This window comes from Stieleria sedimenti, assembly GCF_025060895.1.
In the GTDB taxonomy this organism is placed as follows: Bacteria; Planctomycetota; Planctomycetia; order Pirellulales; family Pirellulaceae; genus Stieleria; species Stieleria sedimenti.
This window is the reverse complement of sequence record NZ_JANZKV010000344.1, coordinates 1-24,256: the sequence shown is the minus strand read 5'-3', so window position 1 is coordinate 24,256 and position 24,256 is coordinate 1. Positions and strand designations below refer to the sequence as shown.

Genomic DNA, 24,256 nt, shown 5'->3' with positions numbered 1-24,256 from the left:
CAATCTGGACAACAGCAATCGTCGGATTCCGACGCTCAGAAACAGTCGCCGTCGGCCGAATCGACCGACCGTGGCGATCAGCGAAATGAAAGCCAGTCGTCGCCAGATTCATCCGACAGGAATGAATCATCGCAACGCGAAGCCCCTAAGCAGTCTTCCAACGAGTCGTCGCCCAGCAGTTCGATGCCTTCCCTGCCTGACGTGCTACCCGCCGTCAGCGGTCTGTTTCGGTTGCTGTTGATACTCGGGCTGCTGGCGATCGTTGCGTTTTATCTCTATCAAATGCGGGAACGGTTGGCGCTGTGGTGGCAGTCGTTGTTCGGACGCGAACGCGATACAACCGGGTTGGCGGACGCGATCGGACCAGAAAAACTTCGGGACGCCCCTCGACGGCCGTTTGCTTCATTCCGAAATCCGATCGGTCGTGAAACCGACCCTCGACGCGTGGTGGTGATGACCTGCCAAGCATTTGAAGCCTGGTCCCGTGAACGCGGTTTTGAGCGAAACCGCGACGAAACGTTTTCCGAGTTTGGTTTACGGTTGAGGCAAGCGACGAAGCAACGGCACGACGCTCGAGCACTGTTCGCACCGGTCGAATCCGCGACGGGCCGATTGACCGCAGCGTACGACCGGATCGTTTACGGCCGTGGACAGGCGCGGCAAGGCGATCTCGATGCAGCCAAGGTGCTGTGGAAACACATGACCAACGCCCCGGTCCACGAGATGGCCGGCGCGTGAAGCCGGCGGGAACCGGGCAATCGAAGGCGGCACGTCAGATGCATCGCGGGTTGGCTAATCTGTGCATCGGGAATCCTCTTCGGCGCACCAATCGCGTACACTAATCACGGTTCGGACGGGGCCGCCCCCGACTCGTCTCTTCTGCCACTTTCCCATGTCGATTTTTCGAATGCCGCGTCCCGCGTTTTTCCTATTTGCCTTACTCACCGTCCCGCTGATCGTCGGCTGTGAAGGCTGCACGACGACCCCGACGACCGACCCCAACGCCCAAGAAGAAGAGAATGCTCCGCAGGAGGCCTATTCGACTCGCTCGGCGATCGTGTTCCCATCGGACCAAAGCGAGTCGATCGGTGCGGTCAAACCGGGGCACTGGATGACGGCGGAGCAGTCGATCCGCAGCAACAAGGCTGACACGCGCGGTGAACTGTCCAGTCGATCGGAGGTGATTCTGCGCGACATCAATATGGAACGCACCGGCACAATCCAAAGCCTGCAGTCGGTTCGTCCGGTGGTTTTGCCCAAAGGCCAGATGCGGGGCTTTGATTTCCGTTTCCGATGCCCAACTCCCAACTCCATCGACATACGACGCGTCAACCTGTCCAGCCGATTTGTCCCTCGCAGCGGAGGCATCCTGGACACCGGCGGCCAACCGTTCAACGCGATGCGCGGCAGCGAGTATTTTTTCGTCGTGCTGAGCAAGCGTCCCGAGCGATTCACGCGTCTGCAAACGGCCAATTGGACACGATCTTTTGAATCAGAGATCCAAGACCCGACCGGGCACAGCAACTATCGCGTGGTGGTGCCCGATGCGAGTGACCTGCTGCCGTTGCCGGAAACCATGTTGGATTGGTCCAGCACCGCCGTGGTGCTTTGGGACGACCTGTCCGAAGACGCGTTGACGCCGCAACAACACACCGCACTGGCCGACTGGATTCGTTTCGGCGGTCGTTTGATCGTCAACGGGCCGGCGGCCAGTGACGCCATCGCCAATACCTCGCTGTCCGACCTGTTGCCGCTGGTCCCGACCAGCAATATCGAACTGGACGGAAACGCGGCGGCGGAGTTATTGACCAAGAACTCGGTGGCGACGGATCGATCGTTACAAAAACAAGTCGAACTGGTTCGGTCTCAGATCAGCCACATCGCCGTCGACGGGCGGCTCGATCCCGACGCATCGGCCATCGACAACACGGCGTCACTCGTTTTGACGCGACGCATCGGTCGCGGCACCGTGATCCAACCGCGGTTCGATTTGACCGACAACTGGGTCGAAGCCTGGGACTCGTACGATAGCTTCGTCAACAGTGTGATTCTGAATCGTCCCCCGCGGGAATACGTCGAACCCAATTTCGGCGACGTCAGCCAAGAAGAACTGGCCGAACAAGGGTACAACCCCACCGAACTGCGATTGTTCTTCCAAGGAACGACGCTCCGCAGCGACGCCGCGGTGAACTCCAGATTCCGCATCACCACCCGCGACAGTCTGCTCGCCGGCTCTGACGATGAGGAAAAAAAGAAGAACAGTCCCTTCGACTCGTTTTCCAGGGTGGACGCGGTGACCGGCATTTCCGCCTGGAACGATTCCAGCGACGCGATCACGATGTTGCAACAAAAGCTAACCAGCGAAGCGGGAATCGAGATACCGGGTTCCGCCCTGGTGGTCCGATCGCTTGCGATCTATTTGATCGTGTTGGTGCCGATCAACTATCTCGTGTTTCGTTTGATGAATCGGTTGGAGTACGCTTGGTTTGCGGTCCCGTTGATCGCGGTGATCGGTGCGGCGTTTGCCGCCCGGCAGGCACGGCTGGATATCGGCTTTGCCCGCAGCACGACGGAGCTCGCGATCCTGGAAGGGCACGCCGGATACCCCCGCGCGCATTTGACCCGCATGATCGGCATCTACAATTCACTCTCCAGCCGCTACGAGTTGCAATTTCGCACGGTCGACGGCATCGCAGCCCCGCTCGACAACGAGCCGGACCCGAACACCGACATCCAACCGCTCCTCCGCACCTCGTTCGAAGAAGGCCCGTCGCTGGCTGATTTCGCCGTCAACAGTAACCGAATGCGGTACGTTCACAGCGAAGAAATGGTGGACCTGGGCGGTGCCATCGAATTTGACGGCAACCGCACGTTGACCAGCGAAGCAGACATCGAATTCCTAGACACGCTCTTGGTGCAAAAGAGTGATCAAGGTGACACGGAAATCGCCGTGGTCGGGACCTTGAATCGCGGGGAGACCAAGACGGTTGAGTTTGGCACGACCGATCGTTCAATGGTCGCCAACGACTTGCCGATGCATGCCGACGACCTGATGAGACGTTTGGCGGCGACGGATTCCGTTCCCAACGGGACGATCCGCTTGATCGCACGAATCGATGGCGCGCTTGCCGGACTCGAAATTTCTCCGGCGGCCAGCCAGCAAACGGCGCAAACCATCGCCATCATTCACCTTAAACATGCCGAACTGCCCGAACCGGTCGCCGACAAGAATCTTGTCAGCGACTTTCGCCGGGTAAACCGCATTGAGACCAGGACTCCAGAATCGGAAGATTCAAAATCGGATTCCGAAGCAACAGACACGACCGACAACAAGACGTCGCCGACGGAGAGCGAGTGAGATGATTACGTTGACAGGATTCGGGAAGGACTATGGAGACTTCACCGCGGTACAGGAGTTGGACCTACATATTGAAGCCGGGGAGACGTTCGGATTCATCGGCCCCAACGGTGCGGGCAAGAGTACGACGATTCGATTTTTGGCCACGCTGCTACGGGCCACTCGCGGTCGCGGCGAAGTCGCCGGATGTGACGTGATGGCCGATCCGGTCGGCGTTCGTCAGGCCGTCGGTTACATGCCCGACAACTTTGGCGTTTACGACGGCATGCGGGTTTGGGAGTTCTTGGATTTCTTTGCCGTCGCCTATCGGATCGGACGCAAGGACAGAAAACAGATCATCGACAACGTCCTGGAATTGCTGGATCTGACCCACAAACGCGACGATTTTGTCAACGGATTGTCACGTGGCATGAAACAACGGCTGTGCCTGGCCAAGACGCTGGTGCATGACCCGCCGGTACTGATTCTGGATGAACCGGCCAGCGGTCTGGATCCCCGGGCCCGCGTCGAAGTGAAAGAGTTGCTCAAAGAATTGCGCCGCATGGGCAAGACGATTCTGATCAGCAGCCACATCCTGACCGAACTGGCGGATTGCTGCACCTCGATCGGGATCATCGAACGCGGACAACTGTTGATGAGCGGTCCGATCGCAACGGTCTATCGACAGATTCGACGAAACCGGCACGTTGAGATTCAGTTCGTCGCAGGTGAAGAAGCCGGGATGTCGATTCTCCGCAGCAGCCCCGCCTTGCGATCGATCGAACAAGAACCGACCTGCATCGTCGCCGAACTGGAAACCGACGACGAAGGCCTGGCGACGCTGATGGAAACGATGATTGCCGAAGGCGTTCGCTTGCGTTCGTTTAATGATCGCGCCCCGACCTTGGAAGATGTCTTTATGACCGTGACCAAGGGTCTGGTGACGTGATCCGATGTCTTGCGTCGGTAGCCTTGGTCGTTGCCGTCATTCTGGGATCGACTTGGCCGACGCTGTCGGGGAAACGCATCGCCTTTCGCGACGTCAACCATTTTTATCTACCGCTGTATGATTACGTGGCCGAGCGGACGGCCACGCAGTGGCTCCCATTCTGGAACCCGCTCGATCACACCGGCATGCCCTTGATCGGTGAGACGTCGACGGCGGTCTTGTACCCGCTGCGATGGCTCGTGTATTCGTTTCCGCTGGCCAGCGATCGGCTGTCCAACGAATCCTTGATGAGCATCTATTTGATCGTTCATCTGTTGCTGGCCTCCGCCGCTGCGGCGTGGTTGGCCAAGTCGATCGGCTGCCGGCCACTGGGCGTGTGGGTCGCGGCTATCGTTTATCCGCTCTCGGGCAGCGTGTTCTCGCTGTGTTGCAATCCTCCATTCTTGGTCGGCGCGGCGTGGATTCCGTTCGCCCTGGGCGCCTGCCTGCCGACGATGACGTTGGCGGGACGATGTCGATCGATGCGTCGGCGGATTGTCATTGCCGCCACAGCGTTGGCCATGATGGTGCTCGGTGGCGATCCCCAGTCGGCACTGCACTGCGTGATGACAGCCGGTGCGATCTCGCTGTTCCGCGCCAGGAGTCAACTTCGACACGCCCGCCGTCAAGGCCAGAGGTGGCGGCAAAGCGAGTTCGTCCGCACCACCATCGTCGGCGTGTGCGGCTGTGCGTTGGCCGTCGGGATCAGCTCGATCCAAATCGCGGCATCGTTGGACTGGAGTCGCCAAAGTGTTCGCGCGGCGCGTGTTGCCCAACGCAGCGAGGTCTACGAGTTTTCGCTCGCCCCCTGGCACGCCATCGAAACCGTCTCGCCGCGTCCCTTCGGCAATCTGTTTCCCATTTATCGACGGATCGCCAATGTGATTCCGGGCGAAGGACGGATGTGGACGCCGTCGCTCTACGCGGGTTTGGTCGTGGGATTTGCGCTGCTATGCCGTCTGGCCCGACCGCGAAGCTATCTTGCTGAACCTTGGCTGGCCGTCTCGCTGGTCAGCTTGTCGATTTGCTTCGGACATTTCGGTTTGGTTTGGTGGCTGCAACAGATCCCCGGTGTGCTCGAGCATAGCGACAGCGCCGTCGGGGGACCGTTTTGGATGCTCTGTCAGTGGATCCCCGGCTACAGTTCGTTTCGCTATCCGGTGAAATGGTTGCCGATCTTTGCCATCGCCAGTTCGATGGTCGCGGCGCAGTGGATTTCGTCCGCGCGTGACAAAATTGAATTGCCGTTGGCGTTGCTGGTGCTGGTTGGTTTTGTCGCCGGCGGCACGTTGACGCACCTGGCCGGTCCACAATGGGAACGCTGGCTACCGATCGACCCCGACACGCTTCCGGTCGATGAATATTGGGGACCGCTGGACGTCGCGGGCAGCCTGACGTTGATACGAGCATCGTGTTGGTGGACGGTCGCGGTGTTGTGTGTGCTGGTCGGATTGCGTCGGTTGACCGAGTGGCAAAATCGGTGCCGGCCCGCGATCTGGATCGGCGGTGCATGGGTCGCCTTGATCGCGTTCGATGCGATCGTCAACACGTCGACGTTGTTGCCCCGAGTGGAAGTTTGGCGGGAACGACAGCTGGCGCACCAGGCGAGCCCGGCCCCGATCCCGCGGACACGCACCCTACGAACGCAAGCGGGAATGTGGCCGGAGCGATGGCGGACCACCGGATCCGTCGATCGCCCGCTGGAAGTCGCCGCAAGCGAACGGATTGCCTGGTTCGGACGTTGGCACCTGGTTCATCGTCAGGCGGTGTTCAACAGCATGGTCAGTATCAAGAGCCGCAGCTACGGTGAGTTCTGGTGGTCGTGCAACCACCATCTGCAGAGTCTGGACCGCGAACGGCGTTCGGCGTTTTGGAAGGCGATCCGTCAGTGGCTGGCGATCGGAGCGGTCTCGCACGTCGACGGCCTCTCGGCCACCGCAGCCGATGGAATGACATTGGTCTCGGTGGAACGCCGGATGACCGAACCGGTCCGCGACGTTCGCGTTTTCACCGATTGGCTGCCGGAAAAACCGTTGCGTGAATTGATTCCAGAAATCGGCCGCCTCCCCGGTTTGCCGTTGCCACACCTTGCGGCGACTCCACCGCCGTCCCGCTCTGCCGCTGCACCGCCGGCTGGTTCCACCATGCGATCGGCGGGGCGATCGGCACACGTCGAACGGGCGGCCGACGGAGCGATCCTGGTCCGTTGCGACACCGACTGCGTCCTGGAACGCTGTGTCTATCAAGATGGAAATTGGCAGGCCCGCCTGGATTCCGTCGCCGGTGATTCCTCCCGATCGTTGCCGGTTTTCCGCAGCAGCCACTTGAATCAGGCGGTGGTCATCCCACCAGGGAGTTGGCGAGTGGCGTTTGAGTATCAGCCGTGGTGGAAAGGGCCGACACTCGTCGCGACGACTTCAGCGACCATTTTGCTGGCGATTTTGGTGTTTTTGCCGAACCAATTCGGCAAGGCGACGGTCCGGGGAATTGTGTTTTTCCTGATCCGCGGTAGGCTGCTGCGCTCATTTCGCCCCTACACTCGTTCAAAATTCAACACCCCAGGGACTCCCTATGACCCAGCGTCGTGGATCTGATTTCGCCGGACTATCGGTCGCCATCATCACGCCCTTTGCCAACGGTGGAGTGGACTACGACCGGTTGAAACAGCAGATCGAATTCCAAATCGAAGCGGGCACGCGTTGCATCGTTCCCGTCGGGACGACCGGCGAATCTCCCACGTTGACGCACGACGAGCATGAACGCGTGATCGCGGAGACCATCCAGTGTGTCGCCGGTCGTGCGAAAGTGATGGCCGGTACGGGCAGTAATAGCACCGCCGAAGCACTGCGTTTGACGAAACGGGCCGCCGACGAGGGGGCCGACGCGACGCTGCAGGTCGCACCCTATTACAACAAGCCGACCCAAGAGGGCTTGTACCAACACTTCAAAGCGGTTGCCGAAGCCGTCGACATTCCGGTCTGTGTCTACAACATCCCCGGCCGCACCGGAAAAGAAATCGACGTGTCGACCATCCAGCGACTGGCCGAACTGCCGGGCATCACGATGGTCAAGGAAGCAACAGGCAAACTGGACCAATGCTCGGCGATCGTCGGCTCGACCGATTTGACCGTGCTCTCCGGCGACGACTCGCTGACGTTGCCGATGATGAGTGTCGGAGCCGAAGGCGTGGTGTCGGTCGTCGGCAACCTGGTTCCCGGCGATATGATCAAATTGGTCCGGGCGGCCAGCAGCGGTGACTACGAACTCGCTCGCAAGATGCACCATCAGCTGTTTGCCCTGTGCAGCAACATGCTGGGACTGGCCACCAATCCGATTCCCGTCAAAGCCGCGATGCGGATGGTCGGACGCGACACGGGAGAACTGCGTTTGCCGATGACCCCATTGGACGAAGCGGCCCAAAGCCAGTTGCAGCAAACCATTCTCGCCTATGGCCTAGCCAGCGCCGCAGCAGTTTAAAAAGGTGTCCGACACCTTTTTGGAAAAATGGGTAGGCTGGGAACGGAGGGGCGAACGCCTGCTTCTGGACTATTCTTTCACGCGGAATCGCGTGACGGGTCCCCGGACGGCTTGGAGCGATTCGATTTCCGCGGTCGCCAGCTTTGCCGCGCCCTCGGTCGCTTCGTGCGTCATGATCACCAGCGGCACCAGTTCCAGATCCCCGCCGGCGGCTTCGGTCTCGTGCTGGATCACCGAGGCGATCGAGATCGCATGCTTGGCCAAGACGTTGGCGATGGCCGCCAGCGTCCCGGGATGATTGGCGACATGCAGCCTCAGGTAAAATCGCCCTCGCAACGTTTCGGCGTCGCGAAGGATGGCGCGGGGAGGATTGTCGCTGGAAAAATACTCCAGCGTCTGAAAGGTCAGCTTCGTTCGACCGACCGCGGTGTCGATCAAATCGGCCACGACGGCAGACGCCGTCGGCATTTGGCCGGCTCCCAGCCCGTGGAAGAACACGGGGCCGACGGCATCGCCGATCGCGCGGATCGCATTGAACGCGTTTCGCACTTCGGCCAGCGGCGTCCCGATCTTCAACAGCGTCGGCGAAACGGACAATTCCAAGCCGTCGTCGGTCAAATTGGCGACGGCCAGCAATTTGATTCGATAACCCAATTCCCGCGCGTAGCGCAGATCCACCGGATCCAGCCCATCGATGCCGACTTTGGGGATGTCGTTCCAGTCGACGGCGGCACCGAACGCCAGGTGCGCCAAAATCGCCAGCTTTTGCGCCGCGTCGGTCCCGTCGACGTCCATCGTCGGATCCGCTTCGGCGTACCCGAGTTCCTGCGCCGTTTTGACGACTTCCTCGTAATTGGAACCGAACTCGTCCATCTGGCTGACGATGAAGTTGCTGGTCCCGTTGAGGATTCCTTCGAGCGATTGCAGCTGGTTGGCCGACAGGCATTGGCTGATGTTGGCGATGATCGGGATGCCGCCTGCCACGGACGCTTCAAACGCGATACTGCGGCCCAACTGCCGGGCGCGATCGAATAATTCCGGGCCGTGCTCGGCCAGCAAGGCCTTGTTCGCGGTGACGATGTCTTTGCCCGATTCCAGCAACCGCAGCATGATCGATCGCGCGGGTTCGAGCCCGCCGATCAGTTGCGCCACGACGGTGATTTCCGGATCCTCGACGACTTCATCGATCGAATCGGTCAACACACCTTCGGGCAGATCGATCCGTGCAGCGGCTTTGGCCAGGTCTCTCGCGACCGCTTTGCGCAACCACAACGTTCGTCCGGCATGACGCGCCGTGCGGTCTCCATGATCAAGCAACAGACGCGCAACACCGCTACCAACAGTCCCCAGGCCAACAATGGCAATGTTTGTCTTTTCCATGACGCCAGATGTTAACCGCCCGACCGCGTTTCAACGAGCCCCGGCGCTAGCGATGCATGTTGATGAATTGCCATCCCGAAATCCGCCAGTTCGGCCCATAGGGACGACACCAGCGGCATTGCGCCAACATCTTGATCGGTCCACCCTTAAGCGATTCGATCGTCAGCACCGCCGTGGACCGCTCGGGAATCTCGTTTTGCGTGATCAGCCCAATGCCGGCGGCAGATACCTTCCGTGAAAATGCGATGATTTCTTCCTGAGCCCCACGGATCAGCAACGTGACCGGCCGGACCAGATGCTCGCGGTGCGACGAACGGTTCTCGATGCGATCGTAAAACGCGTCTTCCTCGAGAAGATCCCGAATGGCGTTCTCGACGTCCATGTTCGGTGCGGTACCGGAAAGACGCAACATTGTGGGCAGACTCCTGCACGTTCTGTGGGTGACGCGTGGTTTTTTGCGTCGGCAAAGGGATTCCAGGGATGTTGATCGGGTGCGGGTTCGGGTCAGGCAGACTATGCCGACACCGAAGCTTCCCGTTAACTTCAACCTTGCCGGGCGTTCTGCCCGCGTGCAAATGGATTTCCGCACGAATCCCTAAGAAACCGATCGAGAGGCCATGGCCAATTCGATCGGCCCCTTCACCCTGCCACGATCTGGTCACCAACCACCCCCCTAATTGGAATAGTGAACAGGGCGCCCGAGCGTCCAGCGCTGCCGACAGTGCAAGCGTTACAGCGACCGCAGATACTCCGCGCTTTGCTGAATGCTTTTGACCGGGTGCGGCGAGTGGTCTTGCTCGACGTGGCAGTGTGACACGCCGGCATCCGCGGCGGCGGCCAGGATCGGTTCCATCGGGATCACGCCGTTGCCCAGTTCCTTGAACGCTTCCTGGGGGATGCCGTCGTATTGCGGCGGCGTGACGGATCGATCCAGGTCTTTGAGGTGCAATTGCGTCACGCGTCCGGAGAGTTTGCGAATCAGATCCGCCGCATCCAAGCCACCGACGGCGACCCAGAAGACGTCGATTTCAAACTTCATGTCCTCCGAAAACTCTTCGACAAGAACGTCGTAACCACATTTGCCGCCCTCGAACGGTTTGAATTCGAAGGCGTGATTGTGGTAGGCCAATTGAATGCCCGCACGCTTCGCTTTCTCGGCCGCAACGTTGCACCGCTCTGCGACCCGCTTGTACTGGTCCAATGAACCACGCAGTTCGGCTCCCAGGTACGGGACCACGACGTGAGTCAGTCCCTGGTCGTTGGCTTTGTCGAGCAACTCTTCAAACGGCTGCACGCCTTTCTGGTCAGGCTTCAGGATTCCGTCGGTGTTGACGTGCGACGAATGGACCGACATCCCATTGGCTTTGGCTTCGCGAATCATGTCGTCCGCGCCGGGAAACCCATACGGTTCGACCTGCTTGTACCCGGCCTCGGCAACCGCTTTCAACGTGCCCGCGACGTCCTTGCCGATCTCGTTCCGCAGCGTGTAGAGCTGAATGCCGATCTCGTTGCGATACTTGTTGTCCGATTCCAGGGCGGTGAGCCACTTGGATTGAGCCAGTGCGGCGGTCAGCGCTGCGCCGGTCGCAATGAATTGACGTCGTTTCATGGTCGTGATGGTGTGTGGGAGGAACGAAACGCAAAGAAGATCGATGAAAAGTCGCGGGGCGTCTCGGCATGCCCCACGCGAAGGCGGTTCGCGCAAGCGTTCGGGCCCCATGCATGGACGCGCGGGGCCCGTTGGCTGGCGTCAAACGGCTGATCACCGCTGGAACGCATCGATTGAAAACCGCGGCGTTAACCGACTTGCATCGCCGTTCCCATCGTAACCCCTGGCGCGGGCAAATTGCTCTCGCCTTGCAGAAAAAGATCGATCGCACGAGCGGCACCCCGCCCCTCGTTGATCGCCCAGACGACCAGACTTTGGCCGCGGCGACAGTCACCCGCGGCAAAGACCTTGTCGATATTCGTCGCAAACTGGCCGTGTTCGGCTTTGAAGTTGCTCCGCGGATCGGTCTCCATCCCTAGCGATTCGGGGACGTACTGTTCCGGCCCCAAGAATCCCATCGACAGCAGGATCAATTGCGCAGGCCACTGTTTCTCGGACCCTTCGACCTCGGCCATCTGCCACTTTCCAGACGCGTCTTTGGTCCATTCGACTTCGACGGTCTTGATGCCCGCAAGTTCGCCGGCATCGTCGACGACGAATTCCTTGCTGAGGATCTGGTACTCGCGAGGATCGCGTCCGAACTTGGCTTCGGCTTCTTCGTGTCCGTAATCGACGCGAAAGATCCGCGGCCATTCCGGCCAAGGATTGTCCGGGGATCGCTCTTGCGGCGGTTTGGGCAACAGTTCGAAATTGACCAGGCTACGGCAACCGTGTCGCAAACTGGTTGCGATGCAGTCCGTTCCGGTGTCACCACCACCGATCACAATCACATCTTTACCTTCGGCGCTGATGAACCCGTCGCCGAGCGTTTCTCCGTGAACGCTTTGACGCGTATTGGCGGTCAAGAACTCCATCGCAAAATGCACGCCCTTGGCGTCCCGGTTCGGGATCGGCAGGTCGCGCGGTTTCGTGGCGCCACACGCCAACAGCACCGCGTCGTTTTCATTGACCAACTCCTTGGGATCCACGTCGACGCCGACGTTCACGCCGGTCACGAACTTGATCCCTTCGGCACTCATCTTGTCCACGCGGCGCTGAACGGCTGCTTTGGAAAGCTTCATGTTCGGAATGCCGTATTGCAGCAATCCGCCGATGCGATTGGCCCGTTCGTAAACGGTCACGCTGTGACCGGCTTTGTTCAACTGGTCCGCCGCGGTCAATCCGGCCGGGCCGCTGCCGACAATCGCGACCGATTGACCGGTCCGGCTTTCCGGCGGTTCGGGCACGATCCAGCCCTCTTCCCAAGCCCGGTCGACGATCGCGTTTTCAATGTTTTTGATCGTCACGGGCGGATGATTGATCCCCAATACACAGGATCCCTCGCACGGCGCCGGACAGGTGCGTCCGGTGAACTCGGGAAAGTTGTTGGTCTTGTGCAACCGCTCGATCGCTTCCTTCCAACGGTTGTTGTAGACCAAGTCGTTCCATTCGGGGATCAAGTTGTCGATCGGACATCCCGCGCCGGACTGGCAGAACGGGACGCCGCAATCCATGCAACGGGCACCCTGTTCGCGGAGATGATCGATTTTGTGTTCGGTGTAGATTTCGTCGTAATCGTTCAGCCGAACGACCGGCAATCGCCACGGTACTTTTTTACGATCAAACTCTTTGAATCCGGTTGGCTTTCCCATCAGTCTGCTCTTGGTCTTACGTATTGAATGTGTTGGAAGTGAAGTTGTTGCGGCAAGCTGGAAGCTTGCTTCTGCGGTTGGCAAGCGGGAAGCTTACGCCACGGGAGCTGCTTGCTCTTTCTGTGCCAGCAGCACGCGTTTGTAATCCACGGGCATGACTTTGATGCACTGTGACAAGAACGTGTCCCAATCCTCGAGTGCTTCGGCGGCGACTTCGCTGCCGGTGTACTGCTTGTGCCGAGTGATCAACTCTTTGATTTCGGCTTCCTCGTCCGAATCGTCGATCCGCTCCAATTCGACCAATGCCAAGTTGCACTTGATATTGAAATCACCGCTGCGGTCCCAGACGTAGGCGATCCCGCCGGACATCCCGGCGGCAAAGTTCCGACCGGTTTCACCGAGGATCACGACGCGACCGCCCGTCATGTATTCACAACCATGATCGCCGACACCTTCGACGACGGTCTTGGCTCCGCTATTTCGCACACAGAACCGCTCGGCCGCACGACCTCGGAAGAACGCTTCTCCTCCGGTCGCCCCGTACAAGCACACGTTGCCGACCAAGATGTTGTCTTGCGACTTGAAACTGCTCTGCTTGGGCGGATAGACGATGATGCGACCACCGCTGAGTCCCTTGCCGACGTAATCGTTGGCGTCGCCTTCCAGATCGATGGTGATGCCGTGGGCCAAGAAGGCACCCAAACTTTGCCCCGCCGATCCGTTCAATTGGAGTCGAATGGTGTCGTCGGGCAGCCCCATTTGGCCGTAGACCTTGGCGACCTCGTTGCTGAGGATCGTTCCCACGGTCCGATTGATATTGATGATCGGTGATTCGATCACAATCGGCTCTTTGGTTTCGATCGACTTGCGTGCCTGGTCCAACAACACCGTCATGTCCAATGATTTTTCCAGACCGTGATCTTGGGTCTGGCTGCAAATCACTTGCACGTCCGGGTGGGGCTTGGTCGCGACCCGCAAGATCGCGGTCAAATCCAAACCGTCCGCCTTCCAGTGCTTGATCGCGTCGTCAGTGTGCAACACATCGCTGCGGCCGACCATTTCATCGATCGTTCGGAAACCGAGTTCGGCCATGATGCGACGCGCTTCTTCGGCCACCATGAACAGGTAGTTGACGACATGCTCCGGCTTGCCGGTGAACTTCTCACGCAGGTAGGGATCTTGAGTCGCGATCCCGACCGGGCAGGTGTTCAGGTGGCACTTCCGCATCATGATGCAACCGAGCGTGATCAGCGGCGCGGTCGAAAAGCCGAACTCTTCGGCACCGAGCAATGCGGCGATGACGACGTCGCGTCCGGTCTTGAGTCCACCGTCGGTCTGCAACACCACGCGGCTGCGCAGATTGTTCAACACCAACACCTGGTGCGTCTCGGCAATCCCCAACTCCCATGGCAAACCGGCATGTTTGATACTGGTCAACGGCGACGCCCCGGTTCCGCCGGTGTCGCCGGAGATCAGAATGTGATCGGCGAACGCCTTGGCGACACCGCTGGCGATCACACCGACGCCGACTTCGGAAACCAATTTGACGCTGATCCGGGCGGCACGATTCGCATTTTTTAAATCGTGAATCAACTGCGCCAGGTCTTCGATCGAATAGATGTCGTGGTGCGGCGGAGGACTGATCAGGCCCACACCCGGCGTGCTGTAACGAATCCGGGCGATGTTGTCGTCGACCTTTTTCCCCGGCAGTTCACCGCCTTCACCCGGCTTGGCTCCTTGCGAAATCTTGATCTGAATCTCATCGGCATTGGTCAAGTATTCGATCGTGACGCCGAAGCGACCCGAGGCGACTTGTTTGATCGCCGAACGTTTGGAATCGCCGTTTTCGAGCGGTTGGAATCGCAACGGATCTTCACCGCCTTCGCCCGTGTTGCTTTTGCCGCCCAGACGGTTCATCGCGATCGCCAAGGTCTCGTGCGATTCGGCACTGATGCTGCCGAAGCTCATCGCGCCGGTGCAGAATCGTTTGACGATTTCCGAGGCCGATTGAACTTCTTCCAACGGGATCGAATTCCCGGTTTGCTTGAATCGCAGCAGCCCGCGAAGGGTGCATCGGGAACGATTGTCGGAATTGATTTTGTCGGCGAACTTCCAGTACGCGTCTTCGTTGTTATTCCGCGCGGCGATCTGCAAGTCGGCGATCGAATCGGGCGACCAGGCGTGCTTTTCGCCTTCGGCCCGCCAATGGAATTCGCCCAGGTTGGGAAGGGTTGGCAAGTTGTCGCTCTTGCGTTTGGGATAACCCAACGCGTGGCGACGCAGCGTTTCTTCGGCGATCACGTCAAAAGAAACACCCTGGATGCGGCTGGCCGTCCCGACGAAGCACTTGGCGATCACCTCGTCTTTCAATCCCAGGGCTTCAAAGATCTGGGCACCCTTATAACTTTGCAGCGTGCTGATGCCCATCTTGGCCATCACCTTGAGCATGCCTTTGGCGACGCCCTTGCGATAGCTGGCGACGATTTTGTCATCATCCAGCGACGGGTCCATTAACGCGTCGCGACGTGCTTGCCAAAGCGCTTCGAAGGCCAGGTAGGGATTGATCGCATCGGCACCGTAACCGATCAACAGGCAGTGGTGGTGGACCTCACGAGCCTCGCCCGTTTCGATCACCAGACCGATCCGCGTCCGCTTGGCCTGCTTGACCAAGTGATGATGGACCGCTCCGGTCGCCAACAGGGCGCTGACCGGCACGCGGTCGGGTCCGATCTTGCGGTCCGAAAGAACCACCAATTCAATCCCCTCGTCGGCCGCCGATTCCGCCTCGGCCGAGATTCGGTCCAGCGTTGCTTGCAGCCCCGCCTTGCCTTCGCTGCGATCGAAGGTGATGTCGATCACACGACTTTGCCAGCCTTCGTGGTTGATGTGCGACAGCGCGGCGAGTTCCTCGTTCGTCAAAATCGGGTGCTCGACCAACAAACGGTGGCAGTGCGCCGGCGTTGCGTCCAACAAGTTTTGCTCGGGCCCGATGTAGCATTCCAGCGACATGATCACCTCTTCGCGAATCGAATCGATCGCCGGGTTGGTGACTTGCGCGAACAACTGCTTGAAATAGTCATAGATCATGCGGGGCTTGTCCGACAGACATGCCAGTGCACTGTCGTTGCCCATCGAACCGACCGGGTCACGCAGGTCCCGGACCAGCGGACGCAACATGAAATTCATCGTTTCGCTGGTGTATCCGAACGCTTGCATGCGGTGCAGCAGCGTGTCACTGTCAAAGCCGTGCGCCTCCGCTTCCGGATGCAGGTCCGACAGGCGAATGCGTTCTTGACGCAGCCAATCGCCGTAGGGCATTGCTTTGGCGAAGTTGGTCTTCAGCTCTTCGTCGGGAATCAGACGCCCCTGTTCGAAGTCGATCAGGAACATCTTGCCCGGTTGCAAACGCCCCTTCTCTTTGACGATCGCCGGATCGACCGGCAACACGCCGACCTCGCTGGCCATGATCACGCGGTCGTCGTGGGTGACGTAGTAACGACTGGGACGCAAACCGTTTCGGTCGAGCGTCGCGCCGATGTATTTGCCGTCGGTAAACGCGATCGATGCCGGACCATCCCAGGGTTCCATCATGCACGAGAAATACTCGTAGAACGCCCGCTTGTCTTCGCTCATCGAGTCGTGTTTTTGCCAAGCTTCGGGAACCATCATCATGATGGCTTCCTGCAACGTGCGTCCGTTCATCAACAGGAACTCGAGCACGTTGTCGAACGTTCCCGAATCGCTGCAATCGGGCTCGACGACGGGAAACAGCTTTTGCAGTTCATCGCCGAACAACTTGCTTTCGGCCGTCCCCTGACGTGCCTTCATCCAGTTGCTGTTGCCACGCAGCGTGTTGATCTCGCCGTTGTGGCTCATGAATCGCAACGGCTGGGCGCGGTCCCAGCTGGGGAACGTGTTGGTCGAAAACCGGCTGTGGACCATCGCCAGGTGCGTTTCGAAATCCGGGTCGCGGAGATCGGGGTAGTACGGCAACAGCTGCGCCGGCGTCAGCATCCCCTTGTAGATGATCACCTTGGTACTGAGCGAGCAAATGTAGAACATCAACGCCTGCTTGAGCGTCTTGCTGCCGCGCAACAGGTGGCTGGCGCGCTTGCGAATCATGTACAACTCTCGCTCGAACGCTTCGCCCTTGAGCCCGTCGGCGGCGCCGACAAACAGCTGTTCGATCACCGGTTCGGCGGCACGCGCGGTGGGACCGACATCGGCGAAATCGGTCGCCTGATGCACGTCACGCCAGCCGTAAAAAACCTGACCACGATCGGCGATCAGCTTCTCAATCGTCTGCTTGCACTCGGCCCGCTCGGCGGCGTCTTGGGGCAGGAAGACCAACCCGGCGCTGAATCGCCCCGGCTCGGGCAAATCCACACCCAAGTCTTCCTTGGCCACCTTGGTCAGAAACTTGTGCGGCAGCCCGCACATCATGCCGCAGCCGTCACCGGTGTTCGGTTCGCAACCGCATGCACCACGGTGATCCATCGCGCGGAGAATCTCGTCGGCGTCGAGCACGTTTTGATGGCTCGGAACACCCTTGATGTGAGCGATGAACCCGACCCCACACGCATCTTTCTCGTGCTCAGGGTCATACAACCCTTGCTTCTTGGGCAGGTGAAACAGTGGATCACGCATCTCGATTTCTTTCGTTGATGTCATCGGAGTGAAGGCTTCAGTTTCGTGTGGGGGATGATTCGCCTCTGCAGATGCGAACCGTGGTCTTGGTAGGTGTGTGATTTGAAACGGGTCGAAACGGGCTGTCGCAGCGGTCTAGGCGACGACGGAGGTACCGGGGACGATCGGCGGCCCCTGCGATTGCGACCTGTGCCGGTTGCGTCCGCCGGGCTTGTCTCGGTCGGGTTCCAACGGGCGGCCCAACAAGAGCGATCCGAATTCGTAACCGGCGGCACTCGGCCGGCCCGAACGCCGGAACACAATCCCGAGTGGACGGACCATCCGTAACGCACGACACGCCACCACTCGCAACGCACCGGTCGCCGTTTCCCGCCGTACCGCCGCTTCGGGCAGAAACCCCGCACCGTCGTTGGCCTGGATCGCACGCACGATCGAATCGGCATTGTCAAATTCGTTTCGGAAATCCACGCGGATACCGGATCGCTTCAGCGTCGCGTCGATCATCCGACGCAACTCGAGGCTGCGGTCGAATCCGACCATCTCGATGCCATCCAGATCCGACAACTCCGCTTCGTTGCGGCGAGCCAACGGATGCCCGGATGCACAAACCAGTCGAACCGGTTCCTTCTGCCACGGCACCACGACGAGTTGCTTGTTCGTCTTGGGAAAACTGATCAGCCCGATCTCGGCATCGCCGTTGAGCACGTTTCGGATCACGGCCTCGTTTTGACCGTAACCGATTCGCACATCCACATCCGGATACAAACGACCGAACTCCTCGATCGCTTCGGGCATGTAACTCAGCCCCACCGAGTAAATCGCCGCGACGTGCAACGGTCCGGTCAAGCCGCGCCCGGCCGTAATCACGCGCTCTTCCAAACGGTGATACTCCGCCAATATCTCTCGCAGGCCGCTGTGATAATTGGCCCCCGCGGCGGTCAGCGACAACGGTCGTGTCGAACGATCGATCAGTTGAACGCCGAGTGATTCTTCGAGATGCTGGATCGCTTGACTGGCCGCACTCTGCGTCACGCCACGAGCGTCCGCAGCTTTGGAAAAGCTACGCAGCTGCGCGACGTCACAGAAAATCTCAAGCGTTCGTAGTTGCAATCGTGATCCAGTATTAGATGGCCTAATATTGACAGCCCGGACACTTCGGACTTGCTTATGCGAGGGTAAGCAGGCTGGAAACCGTCGTCAAGCCACGGAAGCCGGCGTCCACCATCAGGGCACCTAAGGCGACTTGATCCGCCACTATCCGCCCGGAATGTTGATATCATTCGGGGGGATCGTTTGCGGCACTGGCATTTCCTAGCGCAGCACACAGCCAACACCGCCGCCAATCCGTGCCGAAAGGAGCACCCATCGGACGCGACGGATTCAACACGCATCGCGCACCGGTTGATCGAATTTGAAAGTTGACGCACGATCTGGAGGCAAATCCGGATCCCCGCGATGCTCAATCACCGCTGGGCCTGAATCGCTGCGGGAGGGTGAACGAGTAGATCACGATCAGTGTCCCAACGCTCAACACCAACCACGGAAACCACTCTTTGGGCTGCCAGGTGATCGTGGTCTGTCCGGCGATCGTGGAGGGACTGAAGAACTCTTTGGCGCTCGAACCGCGATCGGAGTAGATGTTCGCGCTGTCGATCACCAGCGATTCGAAACCGACGATGATCGCCATGATGCCCAGCGCAATAAAAAATGCACGCCACATCGGAAGGTGTCTCCGGAAAAGGTGGTCAGGGGATTGGTGCCTAACAAGTCCATCGTCCAAAGCAATGCTTGCAAATCAGCGAGAGCACCCCAGACGCTAGGAACGTCACGTCCGCGCTAAGACGACTTTGGACGTCGCCCCGCGAATCGATAGAGGTGTCAACATCGCTTCGACCACCCTCTCAGAGAGCACCGTCGGTAAGACAACCACCCACCCTTTAAGACGCATCCTGACCTAAGCTTCCGCTGAGTCATTTCTACCGACCGCGGCTGCCAGACAGACCAAGATGTTAACGGAAACGCACGAGTCATCGACAAAACAAGCATCACTGAATCGATCGGAAATCGCGTCGCAACCGGATGATCCTCGGCGCGTGACGGCGTGGCCGATGGTTCGAATACTTTTGTTGGTGCGATCGCCTTTTCTAACACCGCTTTTTTTTCTGATGCTGTTCCTTGATGAGTTCATCAAGCTAGGCGGTTTCACATCGGTGCGACTGACGCACTCCATGTTCTGGACGGGACTGATCTTCGCGGCGGTGGCGTGGCCCTTGGTCCCCATCCTGCTCAAACGATACCGCGAACCACACTATCAACCGGCCGACTCTGGATCGTTCGGTCTGTATCATTATCGCCGGGGATCCGAACGAGCGCTCGATGAAGCGGGCTTCCGCATGGTCGGCACGTTTCGCGTCCTGGGAGAACCGTTTGCCAATCGTTGCGAGATACATCTGGGTTGTCGCCAGACGGTAATCGCCGTGCTCCGATCAATGGACTGCACCAAAACCACTGAATTCTTCACGATCACCGAATCGGGACGCATCATCATGACCCGTTCGGACGCCTCGGGTGATGACAAGCCCGCCGTGGACGCTCTGCCCACCATCCTCGTTACCAGCATGTCGGAATCCCCATTCGAAGCGATGCTGGCCACTCATCTTCAAATGGCGAACGAAGCGGCAGAAGAAGCAGATTCACTGATCGTTGAACTGAACGACAGCGACGTCGTGGACGTGCTGCGTTACGCCAACCGCGCCCACCACAACATGAGGGTCCACCGCGGCCTGGCGCGCGGTCCCGTCGGACCGATGACCTACGGTCGATTCCGATTTCCGCTGGGGATCGTTTCGTCGGTGTCCAATCCATTAAACACCCCCTTCCCCTTTTTCGGATCTTCGACGTAGAGCTTTGCCAGGTCCAATAGAATCGGAAGCGCGTGTTGGCGAAGTTGTTCCGGATCGGCAGCGCCGAAACGGTCGCGGAGATCGCGGAGTTTCGATTCCAACTCATCGCGCAAGGCAAGTTGCTCGTCGGTCAGCCGAACGCCGCCATCGCTGAGTGGAATACTGAATCGGCTCGCCAGTTCCCCATCGACTTTTGCGTCTCCCTTGGAGTTCGCTTTGCCCAGCACCAGCGCCAACGACGATCCCTTCCTGTCGTCGTTGTCTTCCAACAACGCGTGCTCGGTCGCCAAACGGCCCTGCTCTTTGTAAAACCGATCGACATCCACCGCAGCCTTCAAAAACGCTTCGCGAACACTCACCGAATCATCGTGATCCAAATCGGCATCCGCGGCGCCGAAGGCGGCGGCAAAGAATTCGCCGAACCGGGCAAAGTTCTGTTCGGATCCGCTTTTGGTTGCCGTCACGACGACGCGATTGTTGCCAGACAAACGGTTCACGAACGGGCCGCTGGACGAGGCGCAGTTGGCGATCACGAGCGGTCGCCGGATCGGATCGAGCCAGGTGTTGAGTTCTTTCGCGTTCACATCAGGGCCGACCAGATTGAAGTCGGCCGACGCACCGTCCCAGGTTCCGTGACCGATCAAGATCAACCACAGCGGTCGGACGCTGTCGGTCGACGCGGACCGCGTCAGCTCGGCTTGAAGTTGGTCGCGATCAGGGGTCTGGCGATCAGTGGTCTGGCGGTCAGGGGTCTCGTGATCGTCTCCCGCCGGTCCGATCAATTGCATCGTGAGCCCGGCCCGCTGACAGGTGGCTTTCCACGTCTCGCTCCACTCGTCGAAGGCCTCGCCGAACTCCTCGGCCCCCGGAGCACCGACGACGACAATCACGTCCACCGGTTTCGCCGCGTCGTCAGCCCGCGCGACCGCCCCCACCACAACAAACAACAACCATAGTGGCGTAAGCTTCCAGCTTGCGATCCGGACAAGGAGTGGCGTAAGCTTCCAGCTTGCGATCCCCGGCCAAAAATTGGCCGGATGGCAAGCAAGATGCTTACCCCACTTTCGTTGATGGCAAGCAAGATGCTTACCCCACTGCTGCTGCTGATGGCAAGCTGGAAGCGTACCCCACGGTTTTGAAACGATGCTCATGCCAAGCCTCTTAATCGACGCAGTCCCCATTCGCCGCACAGGCAACCGAGCGCCAACGCGATCACCCAGCCGCGGTGCCAGAGCGGGAACACCCAGGTTTCCATCACCGGCACCTTCTCGGACTTCAGCCGCCTCGACAACAGATTCAAGTCTTCTTCCGCGATGATGTCTCCCCCGCTTTGCTCGGCAATCCGCTGCAACAAAGCTTGGTTGACTCCCAGCGTGTCGAACTCTCGTCCGGCGATTTGTCGGGTCCAACCGACCGTGGGCGTGCCAACCAGCTCGCCGTCTTCGGCGCGAACTTCCGCGGTTGCCGTGTACTGTCCAGGTTGGTCGTCATAGTACGCCACCGTATACGCGCCGGGGATTTCTCCGATCGGTTTGGCATCCAGCTTCAGCGAGTCGCCGGCCGGTCGAATCACGTTGACGGTGATCGAGGGGTTTTCCAACGGCAAGAACGCCTCGTCCAGCGCATCGACACGAAGTACCATCGAGTCGTCGTTGTCTGGCCCGGGCGCGACCGACAATTCGGCGCGACGCGGCACGTCGCCGACCAGCCAGCGCGTGATTTGCCGCCAGGCCTGGGCGGCATCGTCCGGGTTTTGAGGATCGGGCTGCATCGACCACCGCCAGAGGTCCCCGACGGTGATCGCGCCGACTTTGCCCCGGCCGAACCGTTGGACCGCGATCGCGGGTTGAGCTTGCCCGTCGCCACCGCTGACCGTCGCCAGTTGATAGGCACCAGGTTTCAAGCTACCAACGACATTGACCGAATCGAACTGCGGCATCGTACGCAACCGCTTTGTTTCCGCATCGGCCGTTTTGCGCAATCGCATCCAAGGCTGCAACATCCCTTCGCGGGTCAGCTTCAACGAGTACTCGGCCGGCAAACCGATATCGGTTCGGCTGACATAAACCGGCGAAAGGTCGCCCAGGAACGAATCGCCAAAGGCTCGACCGCGAAACATCTCTTGGCCCCCCAGCATCAACAACCCGCCGCCCCGCGAAGAAACGAATCGGCGAACCATTTCAAGTTGATCTTGTGAAAAGAACTCCGGTTCAATGTCATCGAGGATCAGCGCGTCAAATCCGAACAGCTCCTCTTCGACTTTTGGAAATCCCGACGCGAGCTCTTCAGTTTCCTTGACACCGATGCGAATCATCACCGGCTCGTCGTACTGTTCGGCGGTTTCTTCGGCATCGTCGCCGAGTCCTTGAAACAGCGGGTTGGTGCTGGAGACCTCCTTGTCTCGGAAGCTGAACTTGGGCTCCTTGTTGGCCATTCGAATCAGACCGGTCAATTCGACTTCGGCGTCTTCTGAAATCGCGCGTCGCAGAAACTTGAATTCCCAGTTCGGCCGACCGGCGACGTAGAGCACACGGTACGGCCCGCCCTTTCGATCGACGGCAATCAACCGGGTGTTGTTGACCAGCGTGGTTTCCGACGACGGCGTGTCCATCAATTGATCCAGCTTGTCGAATGCTGCCCGATCGACTTCGCGAAACAAATCGACGCGATAGAACCGCAGTCCGACGTCGGCGGGTCGAAACTGAAACGACACGCTGAACGTCTTTTCGTCCGACCGCAGCGGCACCGTTTTCTCTTCAACCACCGATTGCAGCGCGACGTCGGTCAATCTGGCGATGGCTTGCCCGGGGAACGACCCGTCGATCGCGAACTGTACCGCCAAGGTGACGGGGGAGATTTCAAAATTGGTCTGACGCACCGTCGTGCTGGTGATTCGCAAATCATTCAGCCCCGTCGTTCGACTGGGGATCACGGGATAAACCGGAAACTTTAAATCCGGCAGTTCCTCTAGCTCCTCCGCGACGCCCGGAACGTTGCCGTCGGTCATCAGCAACACGCCGGCGACGGGTCGTCCCTCCAGCCGACGCGAGAGCTCACCGAGGTTTTCCACCAACCGACTGCCCGTCCCACCGCGGCGTAAATCGGCGACTTCACTGGCGCTGGACAATCGCTTGTCGAATCCGTAGATCCGCGTTTCGAACAATTGGGCCATCGACGAAAACACCGGCGAGTCGGCCGACATGTCGGATTCGATGCGATCACGCCACGATTCGGTCGACCGCCCGATCTTCAGCTCCATGCTGCCGCTGGTATCGACGACGATCGGCAACAAATTCGCCCGCGGACGCGGACGCTCGCCGCGCTGCATGGGCTGCAACAGGCAAACGGCCAACAGCGCGATCGCGAACAGTTTCAACGTGACGCCCAGCCAAGCCGTCCGGACCCGACGGCCACCGCTGGTGGAATAGTTCCACAACACCAGGAACGTCAACACCGTCCCAATGATGATCGCCGGGACCGTCCACTGGGGCGAGCCGATGACCAACTCGGCAAAGACGACAGGAATCGAATCAAAAACCATGCTCACCTCGGCGACTCCATCAAACCCGTCTCGACATCCGCACTACCAAGGTTCTCATAGTAGCGGCGCACGGCATCGGTAAATTGAGCGGGCACCGGATCGCGGTCGATCGGAACGAGTTCATTCTTTGAAGCCGTGCGTCGAAGCAATTCGGCGCGGACCTCTTGCTTTAATTCTCGCAGCGGCTCAGCCACCAGGTCTTCGACCAGCTCCCACTTCGGAGCCTCGCCGTGACGTTTCATTTCGGATCGCATTTGACGGACACGGTCACGGATACTGTTCGCCCGGGCTCGCAGGTCCGCATCACCAACCATCTCTTCGACGTCCCGCATCTGGTCCGACCAGGCGCGGAAGTCACCGGTCAGCGGACCGACCGGACCACCGCCCTCGCTGGGTGACTCAGCGGCAAAACGGCCCCCGGCCGAATCCTGCTGAGATTGTGGCGCGTCGGACGACTGCTGCGGTCCGCCACGCAGTCCAGGCTGCTGACGCTGTCCTTGCTGCTGTCCTTGCTGCTGTCCTTGCTGCTGTCCTTGCTGCTGCCCTTGCTGCTGCCCTTGCTGCTGGCCTTGTTGCTGGCCTTGTTGCTGGCCTTGTTGTTGGCCTTGTTGTTGGCCTGGTTGTTGGCCTTCTTGCTGTCCTTGTTGTTGTCCTTCTTGCTGTCCTTGTTGCTGTCCTTGTTG

At 59.5% G+C, this 24,256-nt stretch carries 15 protein-coding genes and 1 pseudogene; 6 read left to right on the top strand and 10 right to left on the bottom strand.

What is annotated here, in order from left to right; translation table 11 throughout:
• From NZK35_RS33270 to dapA, 5 genes are all read left to right on the top strand, one after another.
• Window positions 1-738 (top strand): DUF4129 domain-containing protein (locus NZK35_RS33270; protein WP_259636843.1); only part of this gene is annotated, 738 nt, incomplete at its 5' end.
• 154 nt (window positions 739-892) lie between these two features.
• Entirely contained in the window at window positions 893-3,358 is a 2,466-nt protein-coding gene (locus NZK35_RS33265) for a hypothetical protein (RefSeq protein ID WP_259636842.1), read from the top strand.
• A gap of 1 nt (window position 3,359) precedes the next feature.
• Window positions 3,360-4,286 carry an ABC transporter ATP-binding protein gene (locus tag NZK35_RS33260; RefSeq protein ID WP_259636841.1) on the top strand — a complete coding sequence of 309 codons (927 nt, stop codon included), beginning with the start codon at window positions 3,360-3,362 and terminating at the stop codon, window positions 4,284-4,286.
• Window positions 4,283-6,919: a hypothetical protein gene (locus tag NZK35_RS33255; RefSeq protein WP_259636840.1), complete on the top strand. Its 2,637-nt coding sequence runs from the start codon at window positions 4,283-4,285 to the stop codon at window positions 6,917-6,919. The genes NZK35_RS33260 and NZK35_RS33255 overlap by 4 nt, the downstream gene beginning before the upstream one ends.
• Entirely contained in the window at window positions 6,897-7,802 is a 906-nt protein-coding gene (gene dapA / locus NZK35_RS33250; protein ID WP_259636839.1) for a 4-hydroxy-tetrahydrodipicolinate synthase, read from the top strand. The genes NZK35_RS33255 and dapA overlap by 23 nt, the downstream gene beginning before the upstream one ends.
• Window positions 7,803-7,871: 69 nt before the next feature.
• Here the strand turns inward: dapA and NZK35_RS33245 are convergent, their stop codons facing one another.
• From NZK35_RS33245 to NZK35_RS33215, 7 genes are all read right to left on the bottom strand, one after another.
• Window positions 7,872-9,182, bottom strand: a complete 1,311-nt coding sequence (locus NZK35_RS33245; RefSeq protein WP_259636838.1) for a homoserine dehydrogenase — start codon at window positions 9,180-9,182, stop codon at window positions 7,872-7,874.
• A 46-nt stretch (window positions 9,183-9,228) separates the two neighbouring features.
• Window positions 9,229-9,594 carry a PilZ domain-containing protein gene (locus NZK35_RS33240; RefSeq protein WP_259636837.1) on the bottom strand — a complete coding sequence of 122 codons (366 nt, stop codon included), beginning with the start codon at window positions 9,592-9,594 and terminating at the stop codon, window positions 9,229-9,231.
• A 318-nt stretch (window positions 9,595-9,912) separates the two neighbouring features.
• Window positions 9,913-10,791 (bottom strand): sugar phosphate isomerase/epimerase family protein, encoded by an 879-nt coding sequence (locus NZK35_RS33235; protein WP_259636836.1) that lies wholly within the window; start codon window positions 10,789-10,791, stop codon window positions 9,913-9,915.
• A gap of 188 nt (window positions 10,792-10,979) precedes the next feature.
• Window positions 10,980-12,482: a glutamate synthase subunit beta gene (locus NZK35_RS33230; RefSeq protein ID WP_259636835.1), complete on the bottom strand. Its 1,503-nt coding sequence runs from the start codon at window positions 12,480-12,482 to the stop codon at window positions 10,980-10,982.
• A 93-nt stretch (window positions 12,483-12,575) separates the two neighbouring features.
• Entirely contained in the window at window positions 12,576-17,153 is a 4,578-nt protein-coding gene (gene gltB, locus NZK35_RS33225; protein WP_259636834.1) for a glutamate synthase large subunit, read from the bottom strand.
• A 111-nt stretch (window positions 17,154-17,264) separates the two neighbouring features.
• On the bottom strand, window positions 17,265-18,239 hold the full coding sequence (locus NZK35_RS33220; RefSeq protein ID WP_259636833.1) for a LysR family transcriptional regulator: 975 nt from the start codon (window positions 18,237-18,239) through the stop codon (window positions 17,265-17,267).
• Window positions 18,240-18,588: 349 nt separating this feature from the next.
• The gene (locus tag NZK35_RS33215) at window positions 18,589-18,849 is read right to left on the bottom strand and encodes a hypothetical protein (RefSeq protein WP_259636832.1); all 261 of its coding nucleotides are present in this window, start codon (window positions 18,847-18,849) and stop codon (window positions 18,589-18,591) included.
• Between the two features lie 445 nt (window positions 18,850-19,294).
• On the opposite strand from NZK35_RS33215, the gene NZK35_RS33210 reads away from it, so the two are divergent.
• The gene (locus tag NZK35_RS33210; protein ID WP_259636831.1) at window positions 19,295-20,032 is read left to right on the top strand and encodes a hypothetical protein; all 738 of its coding nucleotides are present in this window, start codon (window positions 19,295-19,297) and stop codon (window positions 20,030-20,032) included.
• On the opposite strand, the gene NZK35_RS33205 is transcribed toward NZK35_RS33210, so the two are convergent.
• The 3 genes and pseudogenes from NZK35_RS33205 to NZK35_RS33195 form a co-directional block, all read right to left on the bottom strand.
• Complete coding sequence (locus tag NZK35_RS33205; protein ID WP_259636830.1) at window positions 19,942-20,982, bottom strand: hypothetical protein; 1,041 nt, start codon at window positions 20,980-20,982, stop codon at window positions 19,942-19,944. The genes NZK35_RS33210 and NZK35_RS33205 overlap by 91 nt on opposite strands.
• Window positions 20,983-21,179: 197 nt before the next feature.
• Window positions 21,180-23,579, bottom strand: coding sequence for a hypothetical protein (locus NZK35_RS33200; RefSeq protein ID WP_259636829.1), 2,400 nt, complete (start codon window positions 23,577-23,579; stop codon window positions 21,180-21,182).
• Window positions 23,576-24,256 (bottom strand): annotated as a pseudogene (locus NZK35_RS33195) (hypothetical protein); the annotation flags it as partial. The pseudogene NZK35_RS33195 and the gene NZK35_RS33200, both read right to left, overlap by 4 nt.